We start from the raw sequence: 16,006 nt of genomic DNA on the forward strand, positions 1-16,006 counted from the left end.
TGTGCAGCGGAGCCATTCACCCCAACGACGGCGAATGCTCCAGCAACGTGCGCGTATAGGCCGCCTGTGGTTGATCCAAAACATCATCAACGGCCCCCTGCTCCACCACCCTTCCGACCTTCAACACCAGCACCCGATCAGCAATCGCGCGCACCACGCCCAGGTCATGGGTGACGAATAACATCGTCAATCCTTCACGCTGTAGCTGGCGCAGCAGGTCCAGGATCGACGCCTGTACCGATACGTCCAATGCCGAGGTGATTTCATCGCAGATCAGCAACCTGGGCTCGCACAACAGCGCACGGGCGATGGCCACTCGCTGGCGTTCACCACCTGACAGGCTGTGGGGATAGAGGCCGGCGACTGATCCCGGCAGTGACACACGCTTGAGCACGGCTTCCACTCGCTCCCGTGCTGGCGCCCCTTTTACGCCGAAGAAATGCGCCAGTGGCGCGCTCAGAGTCTGGTACACGGTTTGCCGTGGGTTCAACGCGCGATATGGATTCTGGAAGATGTATTGAATCTGGTGGCGCAGGCCTGCATCGCGCTGGCGGGCGTGCAACGGTAAATGCCGGCCGGCGTAGTCCAGTGCCCCCTCGGCATTCTCCCCAAGGCCAGCAATAGCCCGCGCCAGGCTGGTCTTGCCCGAGCCCGACTCACCCACAATCGCCAGGCATTCACCCGGTTGCACCTGCAGCGAGACATCGAACAACACCTGCCGGTCATAGGCGACGTTCAAGCCTCTGACCGACAACAGTGACCGCTCTACCCGGCCCTTCAAGGCCGCAATTGGCGCGAGTGCCTTGACCTGTAACGCCTGATCGTGAGGCGCCAGGCAAGCCACCCCACGACCGGCCGCGTTCATCTGCAATAACGGCTCAGCCACCGCGCACCCAGCCGTAAACCGCTCACAGCGCGGCCCGAAACTGCACCCCTGGGGCCGACGCCCTGGCGCCGGTGCATGCCCGGCAATCGCCGTCAATTCGCGCCGTCCCGCCACATCCGGAATCGCCGCCAGCAACCCTCGGGTATAGGGATGGGACGGTCGACTGAACAACTCATCCCGCGTCGCCGTTTCAACGATGCGCCCGGCGTACATCACCATCACCCGGTCCACCAGGTCCTTGATCACCGCCAGGTCGTGGGACACATACACCGCCGCTACGCCCTGGCTTTTGCAAAGCCGACGCAGCGTGGCGAGGATATGCGCCTGGGTGCTGACGTCCAGCGCAGTGGTTGGCTCGTCCAGCACGATCAGGCGCGGGCGCAGCACAAAAGCCAGCGCCAGCATCACCCGTTGCTGCTGACCGCCGGACAGTTGATGGGGAAAGCGCCGCAGAAACCCGTGATCGTCCGGCAAGCCGACATCACGCAGGGTCTCGATGAGGCGCTGCTGTTGCGCCTCGCGGTCAAGCCCAGAAGGATGCGCCGCTAAGGTCTCACGCAACAGGTGACCGATGCGCAGTGCCGGATTGAGCGCGGTGGCCGGGTCCTGGGCGACATAACCGATCAGGCTGCCACGAGCACGGCGCAAGGCTTCGCCTTCCAGGCTCAACAATGCCTGGTCACCTACGTGCACCTGTCCGCCCACAATCCGTGCACCGCGCCGGGCATGTGCCAGCAACGCAGTCGCCAAGGTGGTCTTGCCCGAGCCCGACTCCCCCACCAAACCGAGAATTTCCCCGGCAGCCAGGCTGAACGAGATTCCCGACACGACATCCACATGCCCCGGCAATTCCACCCGCAGGTCGCGGACCTGCAACACCCCGGCTTCGATTTCGGTAATCACATTCATGCTTGTCTGTCTCCCAGCCTTGCGCTGCTGCGGCCGATGCCTTCAGCCAAAATATTGGTGCCGTAGGCAAACACACCGATCAGCACCGCCGGAGCCAATACGGCCCAGGGTTGCACCAGCAGGCCGGCCTGGTTTTCATTGATCATCAGCCCCCAGTCAGCGGTGGGTGGCGCCACGCCGTAGCCAAGAAAACTCAGGCCCGACAGCATGCCCACGCCCCAGGTCAGCATGTTGCCGAAATGCACCAGCAGCGGCGTGAGGATGTTCGGCAGGATCTCCTTGAACAGAATTCGGCGTCGCGAATAGCCCATCATTTGCGCCGCTTCAACGAACTCCTGACCTGCCACTGCTACCGCACTCGCCCGCGCTAAACGGATAACGCCCGGTATAAAGGCGATGGAGACTGTCAGCACGATCAACCACGGTGCGCGCCCCAACATGGACACAATCAGCAGCATCAGAATCAGGTCGGGAAACGCCAGGGACACATCCGCCGACCAGGTAATAAACTGATCCAGGCGCCGACGCGACAACCCCGCCAGTAACCCCAACGTAGTGCCCACCGCCAGTGCAATACTGGCGGCTGCGACCGACATCCACAGCACCGACAAACCACCGCTGAGCAACCGCGACAGCACGTCATGCCCCAGGAAGTCATACCCCAGCCACGCATCACCTGCAGGCGCGCCGTAGACAGGACCGACCATGTCCGTCGACCCGTGAGGTGCCAACCAAGGCCCGAACAGCGCCACGGCCACCACCAGCAGGGTGATCAACGCCCCCTTACGTGTTTGTGGTTCGGCCAACCATCGACGGGCACTCATGCATCACCTCGGGAGCGGCGCCACCACGGGGTTATTCCCCTCCGGTTGCGTTGAATCAGGGTCACCCGCCGTGCGGTGCGCAGCTTGGGTGTAAGCAGCACGGTCAATAGGTCGGCCAGTAGGTTGATCAGCACCACCGCGAGGGTGATCACCAGCACAATCGCCTGGATCATCGGCAGGTCGCGCATCTGGATCGCGGCGTTCAGCGCGGTGCCGATACCGGGATAGCTGAAGATAACTTCCGCCAGCACGGCGCCTCCGATCAACGTACGCAAGGTCAGCGCCACACCCTGGATCGCCGGTACCAGCGCATTGGGCAACGTGTGGCACCAGACAATCCGCCGCTGCGGAATGCCGCGTAGCCTGGCGGCAATCACGTAATCGGACTCCTGCGCCTCGATCACAGCAGCCCTTACCATGCGCGTGAGGTACGGCAATGCAGTGAGGCTCAAGGCGATTATCGGCAATACCAGCGACTTGAGTTGGCGCAGCAGCGACAGGTCGGGATCCAGGATCGATACCGCGGGTAAGAAATCCATGTGCGGCATGGAAAACAGCAATACCAGGCCAATCGCCAACAGAAACCCCGGGGTGGCTTTCAGAAAGATCAGCAACGACAGGCTCCAACGATCCAGCCAGCTGTCGCGCCGCAATGCCAGGGCCACGCCAAGGGCCAGTGCGCCAGGTACTACCACGGTAATCACCCCTACCAGCAACGCCAGTGTGTAGCCAAAACGCCCCCACAGGATATGGCTGACCGGCGCGTTGGAGTCCAGGGAAACCCCGAGGTCCCCGCACAAGACGCTGCCGAGCCAGCGCAGGTATTGCCACAGGATTGGCTGGTCGAGCCCCAACTGGTGTTGCAGGGTAAGGATGCTTTCCAGCGGCGCGTCCGGGCCGAGGATCACCCGCGCGGGGTCGGATGGCAGGGCCTGGGTGGCGATGAACACCACCAGGCTGATAACCCAGGCCGTCAGCAGGCCGTAACCCAGGCGCCCGATAAACCATGACAACCAAGCAGGCGTGCGGGGAGGATTGGCAGGCTCAAGCATGCTTCAACCACAGTTCGTCAAACCGCCAGGAAGCGAAGGTGGTCTGCTCTGGCGCCAAACCGCCGACCTTGACCGAGGCGGCGTCCAGCACATCGTTGAAGCCCCAAATCAGCAATCCGCCGCGTTCGTGTTGAATCTGCTGGGCCTCGTGTACCAGGCCTTTACGCAACTCCAGGTCTGGCTGCGCAAGGGCCTCACGGTAGAGGTCATCAAAACGCGGGTCATGGAAATTGCTGCGGTTGTAGATCGCCAACGGCGCGTCGTTGTGCAGTGCCGAGGCGAGGAAACCCCGGGCCGGCGTAGAACCCGGCGACACTTGCCACTGCTCACGCTGCGGGCCGTTGAACACAGCGCCATCCACTTGGCTCACGCGTATCTCGACACCGGCCTTTTTCGCTTGCTGGGCAAACACCAGCGCGGCGTTCACACCGGGCCCAGGCGTGGTGGTCAGTTCCACGCGCAAATCCGTCTGCCCGGCCTGACGCAGCAGCGAGCGGGCCTGCTCCAGATCATACGGCCGCTGAGCAATCGCATGGTTGTAGGTGGGATCGTGAGGTGAATACAGGTCATTGGCAATGCGACCGAAACCGTTAAGGCCCCGGTCCACCAGCTCTTGCCGATCCGCCAGCAAGCGAAACGCCTGGCGCACCCGCACATCATCGAAGGGCGGCTTGGCCAGGTTGAGATTGAAACCGGTAAACGAAGTGCTTGGCGACACGCACAACGACAAGCGTGAGTCGGCCTTGAGCAACGCACTGTGCTCGGCCTGCACACCGCTGGCCACATCGATCTGTCCGGCGCGCAACGCGGCAACACGGGAGACCTGGTCCTTGAACTCGATGATTTCCAGCTCATCGGCATAAGGCTGGCCGGGTTTGTAGTAATTCTCAAACCGCGTGTACAACGAGCGCTGGCCGGGTACGAAACGCTTGAGCCTATAAGGGCCGGCACCTACCGGATTGGTGATGGGGTCATAGTCGGTGGGGACGATGCCGCCAAAGCTGATCAGGGTTTCATCCAGAGGGAAGAAGCTCTGACCTTGCTTGAAGCGGATTTCGATGGTGCGCTCATCCAGCTTGCGTAAGGCATTGCGATCAATGGCACCGACCAGGCCGGCAAACGGCGATGCCAACTTGGGATCGGTAAGGCGCAACAACGAAAACAGCATGTCGTCAGCGCCGATGGTCTTGCCATGGTGAAACTCCAGGCCCGGCTTGATGCGGATGGTCCAGGCACTCGCGTCGGTATTCGGTTCGGCGAACTCGGCCAGGGCCAGGCGTGTGCTGACGTCGGTGTTCCACTCCCAGAACTTGCTGTACAGCGCCCAGCCACGAATGATCCCGCCGCCCACCGGTTTATGGGCATCCAGGTTGCCGGACTGATCGCCATCGATAATGCCAACACGCAGGCGCCCACCGCTGACGGGCTTACCGCTCAGTACGGCGGCACCCTGAGTCGTCGCGCCGCTGTCGCAGCCGCCCAACAGCAAGCCACCGCCGATGGCCAAGCTGTTGCCGAGAAACACCCGGCGAGAAAATCCATCACTCATGGTTCAAGCCTCTTGGCGCTGCGGCGACTTTTGGCTGACACCCAGGCGCGGCGCTTCAAAGCCGTGGTCCAGGTCCAGCAGCGGGAACAGCAGGTCGGCCACGCGGTGGGCTTCATCGATCAGCGGGAAGCCAGACAGAATGAACGATGAAGTGCCCTGGGCTTCGTATTCGCGGATGCGCTCGGCGACCTGTTCCGCGCTGCCCACCAGGTAGGTACCAGCGGCCGGCCCGAGGATATTGAAACCGAACAGGCTCGGGCCAAGCCATACGTTAGGATAGATCTCCAGCTCGCGCGCGGTCGGCAAACGCCCGGCGCGAATGGTCTCGACGTTACGCTGGGTCTGCGGGTCGTCGCTGTGGAAATCTTCCAGGCTCACACCGGCCGGTAACTGGCGCTCGATGGCGTTGCGCGCAGTTTGCAGCGAGGTGCGTTGCAGGAGCCTTTCGGCGTGGGCCCAGGCTTCTTCCTCGGTCTCGCGCACGATGATTTGCAGGCGTGTGCCGAAGGTCAGTTCGCGACCGATCTTCGCCGCTTCAGCGGCGACTTTGCGGAACTTGTCGCCGAGTTTTGGCGGAGTATTGGCGAAGCTCAGGTACACGTCGAGCAATTGCACCGAATGCTCGACGCCGGGCCCTGAGGTTCCGGCGCCCCACAACGGGATGCCCGGCTTCTGGTAAGGCGGATGCCAGCCGCCCAGTGGATGGTTGGCTGCGCCCGGCGAACGCGGTGCGAGCTTGACGTACTCACCGTCATAGCCACGCGTGTCGCCGGCATAGAAACCCTGGAATGCCCGCCAGTATTCCAGGCTGAAGGCGTATCGCTCGTCATGCGGGTAGTGCACCCCAAGTGTCGCCAGGCCCGCGTCATTGCCATTAACCACGTTGAACAGCAGGCGGCCATTGGAGAACTGGTCGAAGGTCAGTGCCCACTTGGCCAACACCGCTGGCGATAACTCGCCCGGGTGCTGCGCCACCAGAAAACGCAGGCGCTGGGTGGCGTCGATCAACGACGCGGCCACCGCCAGGCTTTCATTGGGGCTGGAACCGAGCAGCGAACCGTAGTAGCCCAGGCGATCACTGGCCACGGCGAGCTGCTTGAGGTGCTGGAAATCAGTGTTCCAACGGCCTTGAGGCTCCCATGGATAGGGGCCATCGGGCGTGGTCAAGTACCAAAGAATTTTTACAGCCATAAAAAACATCCTGGAAATAGAGAACCCTGTGGGAACTGGTAAGGCGTTAACGGCGGTCGATGGCCGGGACCAGGCCCAGTGCCGTGGCTTGTTCGAACAGGCCGCTCATTTTCCATTGCTGGGTCAACACGCCCGGCCCGTAGGCCCGTGAGCCACCGAGTGCATCGGCAAGCAATTGCAGTTGTGCGCCCTCCTCCAGCAACAGGATGAATTCGGCGGTGGCGCGCAGGCCTTGCTTGCCCCACACGGTGGAGCCGCCATTGGCCTCCAGGATCGCCAGGTTGAAGGGGTTCTCAGCGATCTTGTCGAGGATGAAATCCACTTCCTGCTGGCGACGGTCGATATACACCGGCAGTTCACGGGCCAACTGGTAGCGCTGCACCGGCACGTAATGGAATGGCAAGGTGCGGTGGGTCTGGGCCCAGGCGCCCAGGTACGGCGAATGCACGTGGGACACGGTGGTCACATCCGGGTGTTGCTGGAACAGCTTGGTGTAGCGCCCCAGGCCGCCCTTGCCCCTGCCAAAAACCACGTTGCCGGCAAAGTCGGTAACCGTGGCTTGCAGCGGTTTGCGGTAGTTCCACGGGCCTGCGTAGTTCACCGATACCAACAGTTCCTGGCCAGGTACGCGCTCGATAAAGCCGACCGTCCCAGCGGCGGTGATGGTGTTTGTTTCACGGAACACGGTGAAGGCTTCTTCTGCTTCCAGCAGGACCTTGTCGATGAAGGTTTGCAGTTCCTGGCTGATCGGTTGTGTGTGGGCAATGGCAGTCATGGGGATTCTCCGGATTCAGGCGCGGCGCTTGGCCAACAGTTCATGGGCAGCTTGCAGGGGGCGCGGGTCGACCCAGTCAGCGATGGCAAAATCGCGCTCCAGGAAGCCGTGCAGGTAGAGGAAATCTTTCTGGATATCGAGGAATTCCAGGCGCTGGGCAGACAGGTCCGGCGCCAGGGTGGTGTGGAAATCACCGCGATAAGCCTCGGCCACACCGGCACTGCCGGCGCGAGTTTCTTCTTCTAGAATGGCGTTCAGGCTGTCGCGGTTGTTGGCCGCCCAATCGGCGGCGCTGAGGGTTTGCGCGAGAAAGCGCACCACCAGGTCAAAGTGGTTGTCCAGCAGGCTCTGGTGAACGGTGATCGGACGCGGCGTGCCGTTGTTGATGCGGTAGCGCGGCTCGGCGATCAGGTCCAAGTCGATCCCCACCACCAGCCCCAGGCGGCGTGCGGCGTCGGCCGCCGAAGCGCCCTTGACGTAAACCGCATCCACCTCTCCACGCACCAGGTAATCCAGGCCGGACCACAAGCGCTGCAAACCTTGCTGCGGGTCAGGCGCTTGTTCCTGGTCCTGCAATGCCACTTCCACCAGTTCCACATCATCAAATCCCAGTCCGGCCAGGCTCAATGCGCCCTTATAGCCATGCAGGCTCATGGCGCGGGCGATGCTGCCGGGACGGCTTTCACCCCAGGCTGGCAGGGCCAGGCGCTTGCCCCTCAGGTCTGCGGGACGGGTGATGCCGGAGTCCGGGCGGACCAGGATGGTCTGCCATTCCTCGATCCAGGTCAGGCCGATCAAGCGGCTCGGCGCACCCGCAGCACGTGCGGCCAATGCAGGGACGTTGCCGCCTTCGCGAAACAGCCCCGGCAAATCGTGATCGTAGTGGTGCCGGCCCAACTGACGCGCCTCCTGCAAGGTGGACACCGGCAGACCGTCGGAGGCGAACTCCTCGCTCAACCAGCCCAGCTTGTAGGCGATGCCGGACGCAGTCGGCACCGGGCAACGGGTAAACCAGATCTGCTCAAGCTCAGGCGTGGGCAGGACAGCGGAAAGGGTCATGGGCAGCTCCATTAAATTGGGCAAGTCAGTAAAGGGGGGTATTGCAGAGGGCGTGCCAATCGCTCAAAGCCCCGGTTTACAAGGGCATCGAAACAAACATCCAAACGCGACTGCTGGCCTGCCAACAGCACTGCTGCTCTTCCAGCAGCCGTTTCACGACGCTGCTTCCCCAGCAGCAAACCGACGCGTCCCTTCCCCCATACAGCAGGGTTTTGCTCGTTGGCGCAGAACTTGCTCAAGCCCTCCCAACACCAACCTCCCCGCAGGAGCCGGCTTGCCGGCGATGTTCGTCAACGATGACGCACAGCCATAGAGGAACGGGGCAAACCAAAGGATGAATGAATGACAACGTATGAACAGGCGCCCGCCCGCCACCTGCACAGCGAAGCCGAGGCCATCGCCGCCGCCAGAGAAATCGCCGTGGAGATCGCCAGCATTGCCGCCGACACCCAGCAAAATGGCCAACTGCCCTGGCGCCAGGCGCAATTGCTGTCCGAAAGCGGCATCACCGCCATCGGTGTACCTAAGGCCTTCGGCGGCCTGGGCGCATCGGTGCAGACCATCGTCGAAACCGTGCGCATCATTTCGGTGGCCGACGGCGGCGTCGGGCAACTGCTGCAAATCCACAATGTGATGCTGCGCGGGATTTTCAACGGTTACCCGGACGCAGTACGCGATCGGCTGGTCAGCGATGTCCTGGCTGGCAAGCGTTTCGGCAACGCCCTGGCGGAGGTAGGCGGCAAGAACAAGTTCGCCCTCAAGACCCGCGTCGAACGCCGCGAGGACGGCGCCCTGGTACTCAATGGCAGCAAGTTTTACTCCACGGGCTCTTACCTGGCCGAATGGATCTCCCTCACGGCCGCCTCGGATGACGGCGGTGCCGGCGTACTGCTCAACCGCAACACGCCAGGCCTGACCCTGGTGGACGACTGGGACGCCTTCGGCCAGAACAACTCGGTGAGTGGCACGGTGAACTTCGACAATATCGTGCTGGATGAGGATTTTGTTTCACGCCGCAAGGGCCCAATGAAGCGTACCGGGTTGACCTTCCCGCAGATCCTTCACGCGGCCATTGATACCGGTATCGCGGCCGGCGCGTTGTCGGCGGCCGTCGACTACCTCAAGCACAACGCTCGGCCTTGGGTGGAAAGCGGCGTAGACCATGCCAATGAAGAGCCGCACATCATCAAACAGATTGGCGAATACGCCGTGGCCCTGCGCGCCGCTGAATCCCTGCTGCGCGATGCGGCACGGATATTTGACCGCCATGAGCAAGACCCGGAAAACAAAGAGCTGCAAGACGAGCTGATCCTTTCGGTGGCCACTGCCCGTGCCCATTCGGACAGCGCCTCGCTGAAGATCTCCAGCGATATCTTCTCGCTGCTGGGGGCCAGTTCATCGCTGAGCAAATGGAACCTCGACCGCTTCTGGCGCAATGCCCGGGTGCACACCACCCACGACCCGATCCGCTGGCGCCTGCACCATGTGGGCAACTACTACCTCAATGGCGTGGACCCCGGTGAATACACCGCGATCCTCAACGCCAAGGAAACCCAGGGCGCTACGCGCAAATAAATCACCGTAGGGTGTTGTGTGTGCCCCTATACGCCGTTTATGCCAATGAGCTTTTCATGATCGAACGACACCCTCTTCTACGCAGCCTGGCGATCTATAGGGAAATGCCCTGGCGATTCATCCTGGTGGCGGCGCTGTATGTGGCCATCAACCTGGGCCTGGTCTGGCAGCAATGGCTGATCGGCCATGCAGTCAATGACGTGAGCGCCGGGCGTGCCGTGGTACGCCTCGGCGACGGCAGCCTGGATGCCGGCCTTGGCTGGTACTGGCTGGGCCTGATGCTGGCCGTCGCCCTGGGCCGTGGCGTGCTGCAATACATCGCCAGCGTGTTGTCGCTGGTGATCAGCCAGGAACTGCTGACGCGCCTGCGCGAACGCATCCTGGCCCAGGTGCAAAGCCTGCACATGGGCTATCACTGGCAGCACGGCATGGGTGAAATGATCACCCGCACCACCCGTGATGCCGACAAAGTCCGCGATGCGTTGATCACCTTCTGGCGGCAGTTGGTAGAGACACCGCTGGTGGTGCTGGCCACGGTTGGCCTGCTGAGCTGGTACAACCCGCTGCTGGGGCTGGTGCCGCTGTTGCTGACGGTGACCGGCTTGGCGATTTTCGTGCGCCAGACCGAACAGCTGGTGAGCCTGGATCGCGCGGTCGGTAGCGCCTATGACCGGGTCAACCAGGACCTCAGCGAAGGCATTGGCGGCGTGCGGGTGATCAAATCGTTCGCCCTGGAACAGCAGCGTATCCAGGGTTTTGCCGATCAGGTGGCGGTGTTTGCTACGTTGGCGCGCCAGGCCCTGGCTTATTCCAGCTCACGTATTCCGCTGCCCCAGGCCGTGGTGGCGCTGGGTCACGTGTGGATCCTGGTATACGGCGCGCACCTGGTGGCGACCGGTCAACTGGGAATCGGCGAATTAGTCACTTCGCTGCTGATCGCCACCACCCTGGTGTTTCGTATAGAGGGCATCGGCCGGGTAATGCAGACCTTCGCCGATGCCCGCGCCAGTGCCGAACGCATCTGGCAACTGCTGGACGCCCCGGCCGCGATTCGCAGTGGTGCTGCCACCCTACCCGCCAGCCCGCTGGGACTGAAGTTGGAACAGGTCAGCGTGACCGCGCCCGGTGGTGGCCGCGACATTTTGCACGGCTGTTCGCTGACCTTGCAGCCGGGTGAAATCGTCGCGCTGGTGGGCGCAACCGGTACCGGTAAGAGCCTGCTCGCCAGCTTACTGCCACGCCTGAGCGATGTAACCGCCGGGCGCCTGTTGCTCGGTTCGGACAACGACGGCTGGCAGGACATCCGCAACCTGCAACTGGGCCCGCTGCGTCAGCGAGTGCATGTGGTACCCCAGGAGAGTTTCCTGTTTGCCGGCAGCCTGGCGGCCAACCTGCGCCTGACCGCGCCTAATGCCACTGACGAAGAACTGCGCGAAGCGTTGCATCAAGCCGCTGCTGAAGATGTCCTGCAGCGCCTGCCCCTGGGCCTTGAAACCCCTCTCGGCGATAGGGGCGTGACCTTATCCGGCGGCCAGCGCCAACGCCTGTGCCTGGCCCGCGCGCTGCTCGGAAAACCCGACATCCTGTGCCTGGACGACGCCACCAGCGCCCTCGACGCCATCAGCGAGCGCCAGGTGCTGCACAACCTGCGACACCTGCGCGGCACCACGGTGCTGGTGATCTCCAGCAAGCTCTCGACCATCCTGCTGGCCGACCGCGTGCTGATGCTGGGCGACGGCAGGATCACCGCCCAAGGCACCCATGCTGAACTGCAATCAACCAATGCGCACTACCGCGACCTGCTGGGGATAGACCATGGCTAACCCGCTGCCAGGCAAAGCCTTGAGCGATATCGAAATCGAAGAAATGCTGGCGAAAAAGGCCCTCGATCGTGGCATGTTCAAACGCTTGCTGCCGTTACTGCGACCGATCCGACGGCAGATTGCGGCTGTCATCGGCCTTGAGATCCTACTGGTGTTCACCGTGTTCCTGCGGCCCTGGTTTGTGCGCGAGCTGCTGGACCGAGGGCTGATCCGGCAAGCCGATCATTGGCTGCTGGATGAACGCCTGGTGCTATGGCTGGGCCTGGGCCTGGCGGCCAGTTGGCTGGCGCGTTTCCTGGTGGCCGGGGTCTCGCAGTTTGTTGCCGGCGGCGCGGCGATCCGCGTGTTGAATGCCTTGCGCGTACAGGTGTTTGCCCATGTGCAGAACCTGAGCGTGAGCTACTTCGACCAGACTCGTGCAGGGCGCATCATTTCCCGGGTCGACCGCGATGTCGACGCCCTCGAACCACTGGTGATCCAGGGTCCGCCGGAATTGCTGGGCGCCGTGCTGCGCTGCGGCCTGGCCTCGGTAATGCTCTGGCGCATCGACCCACGGTTCTTCCTCAGTCTGGTGGCGACAGTGCCATTGCTGGTGCTCGCGACATGGAGTTTCAAGCGTATTTCCCAGCGCAACTGGGCCAAGGTCGCGGAGAACCGCAGCCGCTTTACTGCGCACTTGGTGGAAAGTGTCAGCGGTGCGCGCTTGCTGCAACAGTGCGCCCAGGAGACGCCGAACCTGCAGCGCTATCGCGTGCTGCTGGATGATTTCAACCATGCGTTGATTCGCGGCAGTTTGCGCTCGTCGTGGTTTGCACCGTTTACCGCACTGCTCAGTTCGGCAGGCATCGCGCTGTTACTGCTGGTGGGTGCGTATGGGTTGGCGGCGGGTGACGTCAGTGTCGGCCAGGTGGCAGAAAGCCTGTTCTACGTGTTTCTGTTCCTGGGGCCTTTGCAGGAGCTGTCGGACCTGTTTGAACGCTACGCCACGGGTTCGGCGTCGGCCCAGCGGATCTTCCTGTTGCTTGACACGCGTCCGCAGATCGTCGACAGCGCCACCCCCGCGCAATGGAACGCGCTCGTGGGGAAGTACAGTTTGACCAGGTGGTGTTCGGTTATGGTCAGGCGCCCGTCATCAAAGGCTTGAACCTGCATATTCCAGCAGGAGAAGTGCTGGCGATCGTCGGCCCGTCCGGCCACGGCAAAAGTACCCTGGTGCAACTGCTGACGCGCTTCTACGAAGTCCAAGCCGGCGCCGTGCGACTCGACGGCATCAATGTGCGCGACCTGGCACAACATACCTTGCGTCGCCATGTGGGCGTGGTGTTGCAGGACAATGTACTGTTCAGCGGCAGCATCCTCGACAACCTGCGCCTGGCCGCGCCCCAGGCCGATGATGCAACGCTGGTCGCCGCTGCCCGTGAGCTGGGCGCCGATGAAGTGCTGGAACGCCTGCCCCATCAATACCACACTGAAGTAGGGCCACTGGGGGCACATCTGAGCCATGGCCAGCGGCAACTGGTGTGCCTGGTGCGCGCGTACCTGGCGGACCCCGCGGTGTTGGTACTGGATGAGGCGACGTCGGCGGTGGATATTCATACCGAACGGCGTATCCAACAGGCCTTGCGACGCCTGTGTGAGGGGCGCACGGCAATCATCATCGCCCACCGCCTGGCAACCATTCGGGATGCCGACCGAATTGCCGTCGTACGCCACGGCCAAGTGGTGGAACTGGGGCCACACCAGCAATTGATCGGACAGGCCGGGCCCTATGCAGCGCTGTACCACACCTACCTGCGCAGCGCCCATCAACCTGACGCCATCGCCCTATAGGAGCCGGCGTGCCGGCCCCTGAAAGCCTATGTTGCGCGTCCAGCATTGGTTGCTGGGAGGCTGCTGCTACAGCAGCAGCCCTCTCCTTCTGAAGTGCGGTTGCCCCCGTAGCCATTGGTCGATGCGCCCATGGCATGCACGTTGCAGAGACCTTGCGCATCAGGTCTGCGCCCCTTGCACGACTCAAATCAGGAGCACCCATGAGCACTGAATTTTTCTGGCGCCTGCCGTTGGGCACCGACGGTCCGCAACTGACCACCGACAAACACAACCGTGGCAACCCCGACTACCGGCCCGGCAATATCGCCCCGGGGCGATTACCCAACGGCGAGCCGGATGACTTCACCTACATCGACTACATCGCCCAAGTGGCCAAGGCCGCCGAACTTGCAGGTTTTGAAGGTGCCTTGCTGCCCACCGGCCCCGAGCCCTGGATCGCCGCTGCAGCGCTGGCCCGCGAAACCCGGCGCATCAAGTTCCTCATCGCCTTCCAAGCCACCTGGACCCTGCCCGCCTACGCCGCGCAGCAAGCCGCGATCCTGCAGAACCTCAGCCGTGGCCGCCTGGAATGGAACATCATCACCGGCGGTAACCCCGCGAGCCAGCGCGCCAATGGTGATTTCCTCGAACATGACCTGCGCTACAAGCGCACCGGCGAGTTCCTCGACATCATCCAGGGCCTGTGGGAGAACGAAAAATTCTCCTACGACGGTGCGATCTATCAGCTGGAAAACGGTGCCCTGCCCACCGGCCTGCGTCATGAGCGCAAGCCAGGAGTTTATTTCTCCGGATTCTCCGATGCTGCGTTGGGCGTTGCCGCCAAACACGCCGACGTGTACCTGAATTGGGCCGAGCCCATCGACAAGCTCAAGCCGCATATCGAGCGCGTACGCGAGTTGGCTGACAAACAAGGGCGCACGGTACGTTTCGGCCTGCGGGTCGACCTGTTCGCCCGTGAGACCGAAGAGCTGGCCTGGAAAGACCTGCGACGCCAATTCGACAAACTCGAAGGCAAGACCAGTACGGTTGCCAAAGGTTTTACCAGCGGTTCGGATTCAGTCGGCGGCGCGCGGCAGACCGCCTATCACCAGAACGTCGACCGCTTCGACGACCTGACCATCGGCCCCAACCTCTGGGCTGGTTTCGCCAAGGCCAAGCCGGGACCCACCGTCGGCCTGGTGGGCAGCCACGAAAACATCGCCGAGCGCCTGGTGGAATACCGCGACGCTGGCTTCTCGACCTTTATCCTTGCCGGCAACCCGCACCTTGAGGAAGCCTTGCGCATTGGCCAGGAAGTATTGCCGCTGGTGCACCAACGCCCGGCGATCCAACCTTTGAAAGCCAGCGCCTAAGCGCTGGGGGAGAACCTCTGATGACACAACCCCTCGACACTCTATGGTATACCCGTTGTCCTGTGCCAACCGGGCTGGGCATCGCCGTACAAAAGGGCTGGTTGCAAGACACCGTCGGCGCCTTGGGCACCGAGGTGCAGTCCCTGCGCGAATCGAATGACAAGGCCGTGCGCGAGTCGCACTTCGACCACACCTTGCAGAACTCGGTGCGCCATGGCGGCAATATCCCGGCGATCTGGGCCCGCGCCCAAGGCCGCGAAACCCGGGTGATCGGCTTGTCCTGGGCGGATGAAGTGCAACTGATCCTGACCCGCCCGGACAGCGGCATCAAGACCGTCAAGGACCTCAACGGCCGCACCTTCGGCTTGCCGGACTGGGCCGGCGTTCAAATCGACTTCACCCGCGCCCAGGCCCTGCGCGGCCTGGAAAACGCGCTGTCGCTGGAAGGCTTGAAAGTCGGCGATGTGAAGCTTGTCAACTTCCGCTACGGCGGTACCTTCAGTGACAGCGCCGTGCGCAATGTAGCCGGCACGCCGGTTAACACCCAGGTCAGCGCGCGCAACCTGGAACTGATCGGCCTGCTGCGCGGCGAGGTGGATGCAATTTTCCTCAAGGGCGCCAGCGCCGCCCAGCACGCCCATGATTTCGGCCTGCATATCGTGATCGATACAGGCGCCCACCCCGACCCACTGATCCGCAGCAACAACGGCACCCCACGCACGCTGGCGGTAGACCTGAACCTGCTGGAGAACCATTTTGACGTGGCCACTGGCATCCTCGACGCGGTGCTGCGCGCCGAACAGTGGGCCCATACCCACCCGGAAGACACCCGCCGTTACCTGGCGCGGGAAACCAACAGCAGCGAGTATTGGGTGACAGCCGCCTATGGCCAGGACGCGCACCGGCGCCTGCGTACCGAGCTGGATGAACAGGCGATTGCTGCCCTGCAGGACTTCACCCACTTTTTGCACCGTTGGCGCTTTATTCCACAGCGCTTCGATGTGCGTGAATGGATCGATGCACGGCCGTTGAACACTGTGCTCAACGACAACGCCAACCCTGCAGGAGCTGGGTTGCCAGCGATGGCCTCCTAATGATTACTGCATCATTCACGGGCGCCATCGCCAGCAAGCCGGGCTCCTGCAATGTGCGAACATTTCATGGATTTGAACGAAGAATTT

The 16,006-nt window shown here is 62.6% G+C and carries 11 protein-coding genes and 1 pseudogene; 5 read left to right on the top strand and 7 right to left on the bottom strand.

Annotation, left to right across the window (positions count from 1 at the left end; translation table 11 throughout):
* Positions 1–16 precede the first annotated feature (16 nt).
* Genes NIBR502773_RS00215 through NIBR502773_RS00245 form a run of 7 tightly spaced genes read right to left on the bottom strand, consistent with a single transcriptional unit; the run spans position 17 to position 8,245 of the window.
* The gene (locus NIBR502773_RS00215; protein ID WP_115488693.1) at positions 17–1,795 is read right to left on the bottom strand and encodes an ABC transporter ATP-binding protein; all 1,779 of its coding nucleotides are present in this window, start codon (positions 1,793–1,795) and stop codon (positions 17–19) included.
* Positions 1,792–2,619 (bottom strand): ABC transporter permease, encoded by an 828-nt coding sequence (locus tag NIBR502773_RS00220; RefSeq protein WP_141155013.1) that lies wholly within the window; start codon positions 2,617–2,619, stop codon positions 1,792–1,794. The genes NIBR502773_RS00215 and NIBR502773_RS00220 overlap by 4 nt, the downstream gene beginning before the upstream one ends.
* Positions 2,616–3,671, bottom strand: a complete 1,056-nt coding sequence (locus NIBR502773_RS00225; RefSeq protein ID WP_141155014.1) for an ABC transporter permease — start codon at positions 3,669–3,671, stop codon at positions 2,616–2,618. Before NIBR502773_RS00225 ends, NIBR502773_RS00220 begins: the two co-directional genes overlap by 4 nt.
* The gene (locus NIBR502773_RS00230; RefSeq protein ID WP_141155015.1) at positions 3,664–5,220 is read right to left on the bottom strand and encodes an ABC transporter substrate-binding protein; all 1,557 of its coding nucleotides are present in this window, start codon (positions 5,218–5,220) and stop codon (positions 3,664–3,666) included. The genes NIBR502773_RS00225 and NIBR502773_RS00230 overlap by 8 nt, the downstream gene beginning before the upstream one ends.
* A gap of 3 nt (positions 5,221–5,223) precedes the next feature.
* On the bottom strand, positions 5,224–6,411 hold the full coding sequence (locus NIBR502773_RS00235) for an LLM class flavin-dependent oxidoreductase (RefSeq protein ID WP_141155016.1): 1,188 nt from the start codon (positions 6,409–6,411) through the stop codon (positions 5,224–5,226).
* A gap of 46 nt (positions 6,412–6,457) precedes the next feature.
* Complete coding sequence (locus NIBR502773_RS00240; RefSeq protein ID WP_141155017.1) at positions 6,458–7,186, bottom strand: class II aldolase/adducin family protein; 729 nt, start codon at positions 7,184–7,186, stop codon at positions 6,458–6,460.
* 15 nt (positions 7,187–7,201) lie between these two features.
* Positions 7,202–8,245: an ABC transporter substrate-binding protein gene (locus NIBR502773_RS00245; protein ID WP_065941395.1), complete on the bottom strand. Its 1,044-nt coding sequence runs from the start codon at positions 8,243–8,245 to the stop codon at positions 7,202–7,204.
* Between the two features lie 342 nt (positions 8,246–8,587).
* On the opposite strand from NIBR502773_RS00245, the gene NIBR502773_RS00250 reads away from it, so the two are divergent.
* The 5 genes and pseudogenes from NIBR502773_RS00250 (at position 8,588) to NIBR502773_RS00270 (ending at position 15,919) form a co-directional block, all read left to right on the top strand.
* Positions 8,588–9,820 carry an acyl-CoA dehydrogenase family protein gene (locus NIBR502773_RS00250; protein WP_141155018.1) on the top strand — a complete coding sequence of 411 codons (1,233 nt, stop codon included), beginning with the start codon at positions 8,588–8,590 and terminating at the stop codon, positions 9,818–9,820.
* 56 nt (positions 9,821–9,876) lie between these two features.
* The gene (locus NIBR502773_RS00255) at positions 9,877–11,643 is read left to right on the top strand and encodes an ABC transporter ATP-binding protein (protein WP_141155019.1); all 1,767 of its coding nucleotides are present in this window, start codon (positions 9,877–9,879) and stop codon (positions 11,641–11,643) included.
* A pseudogene (locus NIBR502773_RS00260) lies at positions 11,636–13,473 on the top strand (ABC transporter ATP-binding protein). The gene NIBR502773_RS00255 and the pseudogene NIBR502773_RS00260 overlap by 8 nt, the downstream one beginning before the upstream one ends.
* Positions 13,474–13,673: 200 nt before the next feature.
* Complete coding sequence (locus NIBR502773_RS00265; RefSeq protein ID WP_057012240.1) at positions 13,674–14,825, top strand: LLM class flavin-dependent oxidoreductase; 1,152 nt, start codon at positions 13,674–13,676, stop codon at positions 14,823–14,825.
* Between the two features lie 20 nt (positions 14,826–14,845).
* Positions 14,846–15,919 carry an ABC transporter substrate-binding protein gene (locus NIBR502773_RS00270; RefSeq protein ID WP_141155020.1) on the top strand — a complete coding sequence of 358 codons (1,074 nt, stop codon included), beginning with the start codon at positions 14,846–14,848 and terminating at the stop codon, positions 15,917–15,919.
* Positions 15,920–16,006: the final 87 nt, after the last annotated feature.

The organism is Pseudomonas sp. NIBRBAC000502773, assembly GCF_006517195.1.
GTDB lineage: Bacteria > Pseudomonadota > Gammaproteobacteria > Pseudomonadales > Pseudomonadaceae > Aquipseudomonas > Aquipseudomonas marginalis.

Bases quoted from the DNA above. Each gene is read 5' to 3' on its own strand.
- NIBR502773_RS00215 (WP_115488693.1), bottom strand. From the start codon at position 1,795: ATGAATGTGATTACCGAAATCGAAGCCGGGGTGTTGCAGGTCCGCGAC.
- NIBR502773_RS00220 (WP_141155013.1), bottom strand. From the start codon at position 2,619: ATGAGTGCCCGTCGATGGTTGGCCGAACCACAAACACGTAAGGGGGCG.
- NIBR502773_RS00225 (WP_141155014.1), bottom strand. From the start codon at position 3,671: ATGCTTGAGCCTGCCAATCCTCCCCGCACGCCTGCTTGGTTGTCATGG.
- NIBR502773_RS00230 (WP_141155015.1), bottom strand. From the start codon at position 5,220: ATGAGTGATGGATTTTCTCGCCGGGTGTTTCTCGGCAACAGCTTGGCC.
- NIBR502773_RS00235 (WP_141155016.1), bottom strand. From the start codon at position 6,411: ATGGCTGTAAAAATTCTTTGGTACTTGACCACGCCCGATGGCCCCTAT.
- NIBR502773_RS00240 (WP_141155017.1), bottom strand. From the start codon at position 7,186: ATGACTGCCATTGCCCACACACAACCGATCAGCCAGGAACTGCAAACC.
- NIBR502773_RS00245 (WP_065941395.1), bottom strand. From the start codon at position 8,245: ATGACCCTTTCCGCTGTCCTGCCCACGCCTGAGCTTGAGCAGATCTGG.
- NIBR502773_RS00250 (WP_141155018.1), top strand. From the start codon at position 8,588: ATGACAACGTATGAACAGGCGCCCGCCCGCCACCTGCACAGCGAAGCC.
- NIBR502773_RS00255 (WP_141155019.1), top strand. From the start codon at position 9,877: ATGATCGAACGACACCCTCTTCTACGCAGCCTGGCGATCTATAGGGAA.
- NIBR502773_RS00265 (WP_057012240.1), top strand. From the start codon at position 13,674: ATGAGCACTGAATTTTTCTGGCGCCTGCCGTTGGGCACCGACGGTCCG.
- NIBR502773_RS00270 (WP_141155020.1), top strand. From the start codon at position 14,846: ATGACACAACCCCTCGACACTCTATGGTATACCCGTTGTCCTGTGCCA.